Below are 11,302 nucleotides of genomic sequence, written 5' to 3'. Positions count from 1 at the left end.
AGGAGCCGTGTAAGGGGAAACTCTTACGCACGGTTTTGGAGCCGAGCCGGGGAGGCGACTCTCCGGCTTAGGTTAACAGACCAGGTAGGTCTTGTCAAGATGCAATAGGAGCTATCTTTGACAGTATCAGATCCAAAGCCAAATATGTGCTAGACGCTGATATTGCCAAATGCTTTGACCGCATTAATCACAAAGCATTACTTGACAAAATCAATACCTATCCGCGACTCCGAAAGCAAATTAAGTCGTGGCTTAAAAGTGGGGTATTAGACCAAGGTGAAATTTTTCCGACCATTGAAGGTACGCCACAAGGAGGGGTCATTTCCCCGCTATTGGCTAATATAGCTCTTCATGGAATGGAAGAACGGGTTAAACAATTCGTAGGAAATAACATTAACCAACGAAGAGAAATCAGTTTAATCCGATATGCCGATGATTTTGTGATTATTCACAAAGACATTGAAGTAATAATAGCCTGTCAAAAGGTAATTGCGGACTGGTTGAGTGACTTAGACTTAGAATTAAAGCCAAGTAAGACAAAATTAACCCACACCCTCAGCGAATACAATGGAAATGTTGGGTTTGAGTTTTTAGGATTCCATGTACAACAGCATAAGGTGGGTAACTACCGAAGCGCCAAAAATACACATGGAATACCACTCGGTTTTAAAACATTAATCGCTCCGTCCCAACCCAAAATCAAAGCTCATCTTGTGAAAATTGAAGAAGTAATAGACACCCATAACACCGCCCCTCAAACTGCTTTAATTAGTCGGCTGAATCCAATAATTAAGGGATGGTCAAACTATTACTCTACAGTAGTAAGTAAGGAAACCTTTAATAAAGTCGATAACCTTACCTACGACAAATTAAGAGCATGGGCTAGAAGACGGGGAAAAGGTAGCATCAATAAAGACAAATACTGGCGAACAGTAGACGACAAAAATTGGTGTTTCAGCACAGAAGAAGGTCTAGAATTAGCCCAACACCAAACAACGCCAATAATAAGGCACGTCAAGGTAAAGGGCAATTCAACACCTTACAACGGTGACTGGATTTATTGGAGCAAAAGACGTGGAGAATACCCTGAAACACCAACAAGAGTAGCAACACTGCTTAAGACACAAAAAGGTAAATGTACCCACTGCGGTCTGTACTTTACACCTACAGATATTGTAGAAGTTGACCATATTCAACCCCGCTCTTTAGGCGGTAAGGATGAATACAAAAACCTCCAACTTCTGCATAAACACTGTCACGACACAAAAACGGAAAATGACAGTTCCCTCCAAAAGAGCTATGATGATAATCCGTTTTGAGTTGTATCCTTAACAAAGGATGAAGATATCAAGGAGCGGAATGAAGCGAAAGTTTCACGTTCCGTTTTGAAGGAGAGGTAGGGGTAGAAATGCCCCTATCGACTCTACCAGTCGATAATTGAGAATGAAACAAAGCAACCAACAACGTGCTACTGCCAATAAAATCAAAAAGTGGATTCAAGCCACCAAGGAAGTTGAAAAAGCGCGATTTGCCATACCGATAACCAGGCTTACGAGTATCAAAAGTCTGTGCGCTGATGAGGTTGCCGCTGAAAAATTTGCACTCTACATTGCCCAACGGGTGCAGCAGATGAATCAGGCGATTTGTCCCGAACATTTCACCAGTGAAGAATGGGCACAGCAACAACAGTTAGTGGATGAGGCGATCGCGCTGATGCAAAGTTACCGAGAAAATCCTAGTTCTGAAAGTCGGCAATCTCTCAGAAACTTATTGAGAGACATTGATGGGTTGCAAGGGGATGACTACCGCAAAAATAGGTGGACGACGGTGCGCTTTGTCCGCAGCGGAGATTTACTAAAGCTAGAGTATGCACTGCGGTGTTTCGTAGAGCCAGATTTTCCCTATTGGGCTTACAAACTAGCTAGAGAATATGTAGAAGGTTATGGATTGCAGTCTGGTTCGGGTATCGTTGCTGAATCCGTTCGCCTTGGCGATTTGGCGAGAAAATAACCGATGCTGGTTTTTTTTTGATGGGCGGGTGACAGACGGCGCAGAGTCAATACCCTTAAAAAGGTTGTTCTACTTGTTCGAGATTACTAATAATTCCTTCTAAGTATTCTTCATTGAGAGACCTTAATAAGTATCCGCTAATTTTTCCTCTTTTTTTATAAATTTCTGCTAGTAATAAACTTTGAAGCTCCTTCACAAAATTTAGCTCATCAACTAAAATTTTCACAAAATTTTGGCTGCTATATCTGTTTCTTAGACAGTAAAAAATATAGCTCATATCCTGATAAGGCAATATCAAAAATGTTTTTATAAAATCTTCTGGAGGCAAATATTTCAATATCGGATAATCATAATAAGATTTTTGCCCTAAACTATCGAAATTGCTTGCAGCATTTAAAAATATTGTATGTTGAAACATAGCCATGTTATTTTGCATCATATCTAGTATCTTTTTAGCTTCATTGGGCATATTTTGAATCCTTACTTTTTCTTGACATTGCTTAATATAATTATCAAAATCTTTAAAGCATCGATCATCTTTACTATTAAATTCAATACTCATATAAACATCTCCGAATGGATTAGAACTATACTCTGTATTTAGCCTGCCATAATTCTTTAGTTCATCAATATATTTTTTAGCTTCATCAATAATAGATTCTTTGTCCTTGTTGTATACCTCAACATCAGAAAATAGTAAGAATAATCCGGTAATATGCTTGATTATTCCAATATCCTCAAAGGCCCTATTCAGATACTCTGATTTAACTAGATCAAGTGTTTTCTCGAATTCTTCATCAGTAAGCATACTATAACGCAACAATTTCATCCAATTGGGTGCGTTTTCCTCTTGATAAAATTTGGAATTTGGCAGTGATTCTTCTAAATCTTTCTGATCGATCAGACCTTTGTCAAAAAAAGCTTCCCACCATAATAAGCTTGGGTACACTCTGGAAAAAGCTAGTAATCCACTAAAGTAATAAGAGTTATAAAGGTTTTGATACTTTTTGAATATAGAGTATTTATGTTCAGAATTTTTAGTATTGGCATTATTTTTTTCTATTAAATCACTATGATTATTGCCCCTTCTCTCTGACATCATTTCTTTAGCTAATTCCCGATCTATTTGACTAATTTCTTGGGGATGAAGTCTGGCACAAGAAATTTCAATAGATAAAATTGTTAATAATTCTAAGACTTCTTCTACTAATTTTGATTTATTCTGAGCTTTTTCTGGTAAGTTTTCAAAAATTCGTTCAAAATCCAAGATTACTTGGTTCAAAATTCTTAAATTTGTACACTCTGCTTGCCTGTACAACTCTTCAAGGAGAGCCAAGTTTTTTGTCAAAATTTCTTTGACTTGCGGATTAGATATTTGATTGATGGTTATATTTAATGCCCCAGAAAAGTCAGGAAAAACGTCAAAAGTTTTCCCAATTAGTTTTTCCTTGGTTTTGTTGTATTTTTCTTTTTTGTCTCGATCGTTATTTATTTCATCTTCATTTGCAATTATGACTACTTTTAAGTTTTGGGAATCTACAAAATTATTGATATATCCCAATATATTTTCAATATTTATGCTACAACGTTCTAAGTCATCAAATATTAAAACGCTAAATTGAGAATCCTCAAATTTTTTAAGTATCTCTATATCGGGAATAGAAAAATTCCACATTCCATTTTGTTGACCATCATTGTCTAAATCAATTTTTAATGTGCCTTTTAGCAAACCTTTAACGATTTGACCCGCTATCACCATCCCTTGAGAGGCAAGTAAAGGATTCAATTGTTTAAAAAGATTGTCTTCTATTTCTGAATAATTAGTGACACCGTATAGGCTAACATATAAAGATTTTTTACCTTCTGTTTTTAATTTTTCACGATACTGATTTATAAACCATGTTTTACCACAACCCCATTTCCCTTTAAGCAAGATAGCGAATTTAGGGGACTGAGGTAATTTACAGTAATAGTCTAAGTATTGTTGGATATGCTGATTTTGCTCAGAAATATACTGATTATTTGTGCTAGTTATTTGGTCTGGCATAAGTTTTTTGGTAAAATTAATAATATCAAGAAGTATCAATCATTTAATTTGATTGAGTCTCCTGCAATAATCTTTATTTTCTCAGTCGCCGTAAAAAATTGTACGATCGCCTATTTTGCTTAACGCTCGGCTATTATATCACTATCACTGCATTAGTCTTCAACATCATTGGCCAGGAAGTAGGCTGATACCGCTCTTCAAGAAAGAGCGATCGCCACCAAATGCCAGCAGTACCCCAGACATTCCACCAGGAGGGCAAAACCGAAAATGCAACGGACGGATTTTCGCGATCGCCCTCAATTCGAGAAATGACAGGCTGGTGTTTGGCAAAAAAAAAAGATATTGAGCGTTATAGTATTTGCGATCGCAATGCTGTAGGATAGCTATATCCTCACAATAGTTGAGATTTTGGAAATAGTGGAAAACAGAAATAGATGATAGTGTAGATTATTTGTATGGTTGATGACTGAGAATATGAATATTATTAAAGGAGAGTAAGTTAGTGGAAAGTAATACAAATTGGCAGAATGCTGGGCTTGGATTAATTGGTGTTGCAATTTTGGGTGCAATCATCTGGGCTTTATTTTATGAAATTGGTCAAGCACCTTGGCAATTTATCACAATTATAATTGCTTCATTAGGCGCATTGATTACAGTTGCAGGTAATTTTAATATTCAAGTCCGCAATGAACAGAAGCCAAAAAAGATTGAAATATATGACAAAGTTATTAACCTTTTCTTTGATAGTATATTTGCCCAAAAGTTAGGGCAAGAACCTAAAAGTGAAGAAGAGTTAATTAAAAGCATCCATGACATGACACCTGATTTAATTTTATGGGCATCTGACGATGTTTTAAATTTATACATTAAGTTTCGCCAAATGGCAAACAAGCAAGATTCTTCAACCACTCCTATTCTGTTGTTTGGTCAAATGCTACTAGCAATGCGAAAAGACTTAGGACATCAAAATAATCAAATAAATGAGGAGTCGATTTTAGGTACATTCGTAAATGATGTTGAAAATCTCTCTAAATAGACGAGTCTCAGGCTGCTGATTGGGCGCGACCCACTATCCGCCCCGCCGCGATCGCATCGACCTAATCCGCCACCTTCGCCACCACCTTCAGCAGCAGCTAGAGGGTGAAACGTTCAAACTGGAGTACAAGCAGCAGATAGATTGCTCGATCGCATATCCCAGCAAAACCACATCCAAGCTAAACTAATACTCACCCAAATTTTTAGAATTATCTATGGGACAAGAAAGCGCAATATTATGATATCTGGGGAAATCAAAAGTCAAATAGATAAAATCTGGGATGCCTTCTGGTCCGGTGGTATCTCCAATCCCCTCGAAGTCATCGAGCAGATTACTTATCTGCTGTTTCTGCGTCGTCTCGACGATTTACATACTCTGGAAGAAAACAAAGCTAATCGGCTCAAGCGCCCAATGGAACGCCGGATTTTCCCAGAAGGGGAAGATATCAAAAAACGCTCCTATGAGGATTTGCGTTGGTCGAGGTTCAAGAATTTTGCACCGAAGGAGATGTTTGAGGTCGTCAACGATCATGTTTTCCCTTTCCTGCGGACTTTGGGAGGCGATGGTTCGACTTACGCGCACCACATGAAGGATGCCCGCTTCACAATTCCGACACCGGCCCTGCTTTCTAAAGTGGTGGATTTGCTGGATGGTGTACCGATGGAAGACCGGGACACTAAAGGCGACCTTTACGAATATATGTTGGGCAAGATTGCCTCCGCTGGACAAAACGGACAGTTTCGCACACCGCGCCACGTTATTCAGTTGATGGTGGAACTGACTGCACCCAGCCCAGGCGATGTGATTTGTGATCCAGCGAGTGGAACTTGCGGTTTTCTGGTGGCTGCTAATGAATATCTGCGATCGCATCACCCGGAAATTCTGCGCGATACCAAGATGAAGCAGCATTTCCACCATCAGATGTTTCACGGGTTCGATTTTGACAATACCATGCTGCGGATTGGCAGTATGAATATGCTTTTGCATGGAGTAGAAAATCCGGATGTTCGCTATCAGGATTCGCTGGCACAGGAACATTCTAGTGATGCAGAATCTTATACCCTTGTCCTTGCTAATCCACCCTTTGCGGGGTCGTTGGACTATGAGAACACGGCTAAAGATTTGCAGGCGATCGTCAAAACTAAGAAAACTGAGTTACTATTCCTGGCTTTGTTTTTAAGATTGTTGAAACCAGGGGGACGGGCAGCAGTAATTGTGCCGGATGGGGTGCTTTTTGGTTCTTCTAAGGCTCATAAGGAATTGCGACGGTTGTTGGTGGAAGAACAGAAGCTTGATGCTGTAATTTCTCTGCCTGGTGGTGTATTTAAGCCTTATGCGGGTGTTTCTACTGCGATTTTACTATTTACTAAAACTAATTCAGGTGGAACAGATTCTGTTTGGTTCTACAATGTGAATGCTGACGGCTGGAGTTTGGACGATAAAAGAACGCCTTTGCTTTCTGAAGATAAATTAGGTGCTGTGCCTACTTCTGGGTTAACAGCAGAGGAACATACTAAGAATAATCTGCCGGATGTGTTGAGTCGTTGGCAACTGCGAAATACAACGGAACGAGAGCGATCGCGCACTGCTCAAAGTTTCTGTGTGCCCAAGGCTGATATTGCTTCTCAGGGGTACGACCTCAGCCTGAATCGTTATAAGGAAGTGGTGCATGAAGAAGTGGAACATCTCGCACCCAAAGACATCCTCGCTAATTTGGCGAAGTTAGAGGTGGAAATTCAGCAGGGGATGGAGAAATTGGAGGGAATGCTGAAATGACGACTTGGCCGTTAGTTGCCTTGGGAGACATTTTCGATATCGCTCGTGGGGGTTCCCCAAGACCGATACAGAACTACATTACTGATGATGTTGACGGTGTGAATTGGATTATGATCGCCGATGCTTCCGAAAGCTCAAAATATATAACTTCGACCAAGAAGCGCATTCGGAAAGAAGGTGTAAAAAACTCACGAATGGTCTATCCAGGAGATTTTGTGCTGACTAATTCGATGAGTTTTGGCAGACCTTATATCATGAAAACATCGGGTTGTATTCATGACGGATGGCTTGTTCTAAGCAATCGCCTGGAGAACGTTGATTCTAACTACTTCTTTCATTTACTTGGCTCGAATGCTGTGTATTTGGAGTTTGCACGCCGTGCAGCAGGCGCAACTGTCAAAAATCTAAACATCGATTTAGTTAAAGGAGTTCAAATCCCCCTCCCGCCATTAGAAGAACAGAAGCGGATTGCAGAGATACTCGATCGCGCCGAAGAACTCAGGTCTAAACGTCGGGAGGCGATCGCACAACTCGACACCCTCACCCAAGCCATATTTTTTGAGATGTTCGGCGAGCCAGTATTAAATGGTTGGGCGATGGAAACAATTGCTGAGATAGTTCATCCGAGTAGTGGATCAATTAGGACAGGGCCATTCGGAAGCAACCTTCTTCATAGTGAGTTTGTAGAGGAAGGTGTAGCAGTGCTAGGTATTGATAATGCTGTTGCAAATGAATTTCGATGGGGTGAACGCAGGTTTATTTCTGAGTTGAAGTATCGCGGACTAAAACACTATACTGTCAGACCTGGGGACGTGATCATAACAATTATGGGGACGTGTGGAAGATGTGCTGTTGTTCCAGACAATATACCAGTTGCCATTAATACGAAACACCTTTGTTGTATTACTCTCAACCCGGCGAAGTGCTTGCCGCGTTTTCTCCATGCTTACTTTCTCTTACATCCGATTGCTCGGCAATATCTTAATCAGACAAAAAAAGGGGCGATCATGGCAGGGTTAAATATGGCCATCATCAAGTCTATGCCTATTTTTATCCCTTCTCTTTCTCTACAAAAAGAATTTACTCGTCGCGCCGAAGCTGTAGATAAACTCAAAGCAGCACACCGCGCCTCACTGTCAGAACTCGATGCCCTTTTTGCCTCCCTCCAACATCGTGCATTCCGAGGAGAATTATGAGATGAACGCCATGCTAACTGAATTTACCCTCGCCAACTTCAAAAGTTACAGCACAAGCCGATTGCCTCTTGGGCCGCTGACCGTACTAATCGGAGCCAATGCCGCAGGCAAAAGTAACGCTCTTGAAGGTTTGCGCTTTCTGTCCTGGCTAGCACAAGGACAAAAACTCTCCAGCATTCAATATACGGTGAATAGTGCAGAGCGCGTTGTACGCGGTCGAGTAAATGACTTGTGCCATCGGGGAGAGTCAAATTTTACCATTGGTTGCCGTTTAGACTACCCAGAATGGAACCAACTCGATATAACCCTGAATGTGCGTGACGGAGAACTGCACATCAGTAATGAGCGAATTGTTGGCTCGACAAGTCAAGTCCCGCTATATGACCTAGATCAGCCTTCTCAAGGAGTAGGGACTGATGTTGGTGTGGCATATAACAACTTTACAAAGGGGAAGAACAAGCCACGAGTAACGTGCAGCGATCAGATGGCTATATTTGTACAATTAGACACCCCTGCCCATTTTGATGCAAAGTATCCCAAATCCCAAAAAATAATTCCTGAGATCGTCGGCGAATATCAACGAGTCTTAAAGAACATCTTGTTTCTAGATCCCGTTCCCGCCAGAATGCGCGAGTACAGCTTCAAGTCTGATAAGCGATTACAAGAAGATGGTACTAATCTTTCCAGCGTCCTGTATCGCCTGTGGGAGAACCAAGCCGAAAATCAACAGGCAATTCTCAACTTTATCCAGAGTTTACCAGAACAGGCTATAGATGGGCTAGATTTCCTTTTCGGCCCACGGGATGAAGTCATGGTGCGACTAGCAGAAACCTTTGGCAATAACCGTCGCTATTGTGAGGCCGCATTATTATCCGATGGCACCTTGCGGGTGTTAGCGATCGCGGCTGCTATGCTATCGGCTACCGAAGGCAGTTTAGTTGTCATCGAGGAAATCGACAACGGCGTTCATCCCAACCGCGCCAAGCATTTACTCGCCAGCATCCGAGATATTGCGGAGCGACGTAAACTACGAGTCCTACTGTCTACCCACAACCCAGCCTTAATGGATGCCTTACCCGATGAGGCGATCGGCGATGTAGTGTTTTGTTTCCGCAATCCAGAGGAAGGAGATAGCCGCCTGGTACGGCTTGGGGAGATGTACGATTTTCCTAGTCTGATATCTCAGGGGCCGCTCGGTCAACTGGTAACTGCTGGGGTAGTCGATCGATTCGTCAAATCGCCGCACACCCCTGAAGACAGAAAACAGCAAGCTATGGCATGGCTGTCTCGGTTACAGGAGTACGGCAATGAGTAGTATTTGTCTGATTGATACCAGCATATTCCTCGAAATACTCAACGTTCCCAACTATAATCAGCATAGAGCATCAGTTCTAGAAGATTTTAAGACCTATTCTCAAGCTGGCTGTACTTTTCTGTTGCCGATGGCAACCATACTCGAAACAGGCAACCACATTGCCCAAAACGGGGACGGCACACTACGAAGGAAAACCGCCATACGTTTTGTTGAACAAGTTAAAGCAGCCTTCGCAGGCATAGCTCCCTGGAGGCCTACTCCATTCCCGAGTACAGCAGAGATACTGGAGTGGATTGACCAGTTTCCTGATGAAGCTGGTAAAAACAAAGCTCCTAATAAACAAGAAGGAACAAGTTTCGGCGATCTCAGCATCATTCAGGAATTCCAGAAGTCCTGTAATATCTTCTCAATGAGTGAAGTTTTTATCTGGTCACTAGACAAGGATTTAGAGAACTATCACCAAATGCCTACATAAATATATGACCCAGTTTGCTTTCCTCCAAGCTGAATTCCCTACAATTTATGAATCCGCCAAGAAAGCAGTTGATACAGTACATCCAGACCCTCGCACTGCTTGCTTTTATGCCCGTCGAACTTTGGAGTTAACCGTTAATTGGTTATATAAGTACGATAATTCCCTAGAACTGCCTTATCAAGACAACCTAAGCGCCTTGATTCACGAACCTACCTTTAAAAACTTAGTAGGTGAAGCAATATTTAACAAAGCAAGAGTCATTATCAAACTAGGAAATCCGGCAGTACACAGCGCCCGACCTATCTCTGTTAATGATGCTATAAATACTGTACGGGAGTTGTTTCATGTTACATATTGGTTAGCACACACCTATGGACGCAGTAGCAAACCAAATGCGGGGCTTACCTTCAACTCTGACGCATTGCCCAAGACTGCACCAGTTCCTAAGCAAACCATTGAACAACTTCAGAAACTAGAAACTCAACTACGCGATCGCGATGAAAAGCTCTCAACAGTTCTAGCAGACAAGAATGCACTTGATGAAGAACTGAAACAACTACGGGCAGAATTGGCAGCAGTCAAGGAAGCCAGTGTCATCCAACCCGATACCCATGATTATTCTGAGGCACAAACCCGCGACATCTTCATAGACCTTTTGTTAAAAGAAGCCGGATGGAACTTAGATCAACAACGCGATCGGGAGTTTCCGGTTACAGGGATGCCCAATTCATCAGGTCAAGGTTTTGTTGATTACGTCCTCTGGGGCGATGATGGTAAACCTCTGGCAGTCGTAGAAGCGAAGCGCACCCGAAACGACCCCCGCACCGGGCAACAACAGGCTAAGCTATATGCCGATTGCCTAGAAAACCAATTTAATCAGCGTCCCGTTATTTTCTACTCTAACGGTTACGAGCATTGGCTGTGGGATGATACTAATTACCCACCGCGACAGGTGCAAGGATTCTATAAAAAAACTGAATTACAATTACTTATACAGCGCCGAGCTACTCGTAAATCTTTAGCAGCAGGCACAATTAACCCCACCATTGCCGAACGCTATTATCAAACTCGTGGCATCCGTCACATTACCGAAGCCTTAGAGACTGATAAAGAGCGCAAAGCCCTGATAGTTATGGCGACTGGTGCAGGGAAAACCAGAACCGCGATCGCCTTGGTCGATCTGCTGATGCGTTGTAACTGGGCGAAACGGGTTCTATTTCTAGCGGATCGTGTAGCTTTGGTAAATCAGGCAATCAATGTATTTAAGAAACATCTCCCCGATGCCGCGCCAGTAAACTTAGTCACAGAAAAAGATACGGAAGGACGGGTATTTGCTTGCACCTATCCAACCATGATGGGATTAATTAATGGTAATTGCTCAACCCCCTTGACAAGAAGACGAGATAGACATTAGATCAAGGAATGGAAAAACTCCCCGACTTAAAGC

General features: G+C 41.9%; 11 protein-coding genes and 1 pseudogene. 11 read left to right on the top strand and 1 reads right to left on the bottom strand.

Translation table 11 applies throughout. The features are described 5' to 3' along the window. Positions 1–89 precede the first annotated feature (89 nt). The 3 genes and pseudogenes from QUB61_RS34840 to QUB61_RS34830 form a co-directional block, all read left to right on the top strand. Positions 90–593 (top strand): annotated as a pseudogene (locus QUB61_RS34840) (reverse transcriptase/maturase family protein); the annotation flags it as partial. Positions 594–617: 24 nt separating this feature from the next. Continuing rightward, complete coding sequence (locus tag QUB61_RS34835; RefSeq protein WP_333135378.1) at positions 618–1,319, top strand: group II intron maturase-specific domain-containing protein; 702 nt, start codon at positions 618–620, stop codon at positions 1,317–1,319. A 124-nt stretch (positions 1,320–1,443) separates the two neighbouring features. Then, positions 1,444–2,010 carry a hypothetical protein gene (locus QUB61_RS34830; RefSeq protein ID WP_333135376.1) on the top strand — a complete coding sequence of 189 codons (567 nt, stop codon included), beginning with the start codon at positions 1,444–1,446 and terminating at the stop codon, positions 2,008–2,010. 55 nt (positions 2,011–2,065) lie between these two features. Here the strand turns inward: QUB61_RS34830 and QUB61_RS34825 are convergent, their stop codons facing one another. Further along, complete coding sequence (locus QUB61_RS34825) at positions 2,066–4,057, bottom strand: P-loop NTPase fold protein (RefSeq protein ID WP_333135374.1); 1,992 nt, start codon at positions 4,055–4,057, stop codon at positions 2,066–2,068. Positions 4,058–4,278: 221 nt separating this feature from the next. Between QUB61_RS34825 and QUB61_RS34820 the strand changes: the two genes are divergently transcribed. From QUB61_RS34820 to QUB61_RS34785, 8 genes are all read left to right on the top strand, one after another. Further along, positions 4,279–4,440 carry a hypothetical protein gene (locus tag QUB61_RS34820; protein ID WP_333135372.1) on the top strand — a complete coding sequence of 54 codons (162 nt, stop codon included), beginning with the start codon at positions 4,279–4,281 and terminating at the stop codon, positions 4,438–4,440. Positions 4,441–4,559: 119 nt separating this feature from the next. Then, a complete protein-coding gene (locus tag QUB61_RS34815) occupies positions 4,560–5,093 on the top strand; it encodes a hypothetical protein (protein WP_333135370.1) in 534 nt (177 codons plus the stop codon). A 19-nt stretch (positions 5,094–5,112) separates the two neighbouring features. Then, positions 5,113–5,280, top strand: a complete 168-nt coding sequence (locus QUB61_RS34810; RefSeq protein ID WP_333135368.1) for a hypothetical protein — start codon at positions 5,113–5,115, stop codon at positions 5,278–5,280. 50 nt (positions 5,281–5,330) lie between these two features. After that, positions 5,331–6,869, top strand: coding sequence for a class I SAM-dependent DNA methyltransferase (locus tag QUB61_RS34805; protein WP_333135366.1), 1,539 nt, complete (start codon positions 5,331–5,333; stop codon positions 6,867–6,869). Continuing rightward, positions 6,866–8,065: a restriction endonuclease subunit S gene (locus QUB61_RS34800; RefSeq protein ID WP_333135364.1), complete on the top strand. Its 1,200-nt coding sequence runs from the start codon at positions 6,866–6,868 to the stop codon at positions 8,063–8,065. Before QUB61_RS34805 ends, QUB61_RS34800 begins: the two co-directional genes overlap by 4 nt. A gap of 1 nt (position 8,066) precedes the next feature. After that, entirely contained in the window at positions 8,067–9,380 is a 1,314-nt protein-coding gene (locus QUB61_RS34795; RefSeq protein WP_333135362.1) for an AAA family ATPase, read from the top strand. Then, positions 9,373–9,855 (top strand): type II toxin-antitoxin system VapC family toxin, encoded by a 483-nt coding sequence (locus QUB61_RS34790; protein ID WP_333135359.1) that lies wholly within the window; start codon positions 9,373–9,375, stop codon positions 9,853–9,855. The genes QUB61_RS34795 and QUB61_RS34790 overlap by 8 nt, the downstream gene beginning before the upstream one ends. Before the next feature lie 4 nt (positions 9,856–9,859). After that, positions 9,860–11,269 carry a DEAD/DEAH box helicase family protein gene (locus QUB61_RS34785; RefSeq protein WP_333135357.1) on the top strand — a complete coding sequence of 470 codons (1,410 nt, stop codon included), beginning with the start codon at positions 9,860–9,862 and terminating at the stop codon, positions 11,267–11,269. Positions 11,270–11,302: the final 33 nt, after the last annotated feature.

It is taken from the genome of Microcoleus sp. C2D2, assembly GCF_036702495.1.
GTDB lineage: Bacteria > Cyanobacteriota > Cyanobacteriia > Cyanobacteriales > Microcoleaceae > Microcoleus.
This window is presented reverse-complemented; position numbering and strand designations above follow the sequence as displayed.

Bases quoted from the DNA above. Each gene is read 5' to 3' on its own strand.
- QUB61_RS34785 (WP_333135357.1), top strand. From the start codon at position 9,860: ATGACCCAGTTTGCTTTCCTCCAAGCTGAATTCCCTACAATTTATGAA.
- QUB61_RS34805 (WP_333135366.1), top strand. From the start codon at position 5,331: ATGATATCTGGGGAAATCAAAAGTCAAATAGATAAAATCTGGGATGCC.
- QUB61_RS34830 (WP_333135376.1), top strand. From the start codon at position 1,444: ATGAAACAAAGCAACCAACAACGTGCTACTGCCAATAAAATCAAAAAG.
- QUB61_RS34790 (WP_333135359.1), top strand. From the start codon at position 9,373: ATGAGTAGTATTTGTCTGATTGATACCAGCATATTCCTCGAAATACTC.
- QUB61_RS34795 (WP_333135362.1), top strand. From the start codon at position 8,067: ATGAACGCCATGCTAACTGAATTTACCCTCGCCAACTTCAAAAGTTAC.
- QUB61_RS34800 (WP_333135364.1), top strand. From the start codon at position 6,866: ATGACGACTTGGCCGTTAGTTGCCTTGGGAGACATTTTCGATATCGCT.
- QUB61_RS34825 (WP_333135374.1), bottom strand. From the start codon at position 4,057: ATGCCAGACCAAATAACTAGCACAAATAATCAGTATATTTCTGAGCAA.
- QUB61_RS34820 (WP_333135372.1), top strand. From the start codon at position 4,279: ATGCCAGCAGTACCCCAGACATTCCACCAGGAGGGCAAAACCGAAAAT.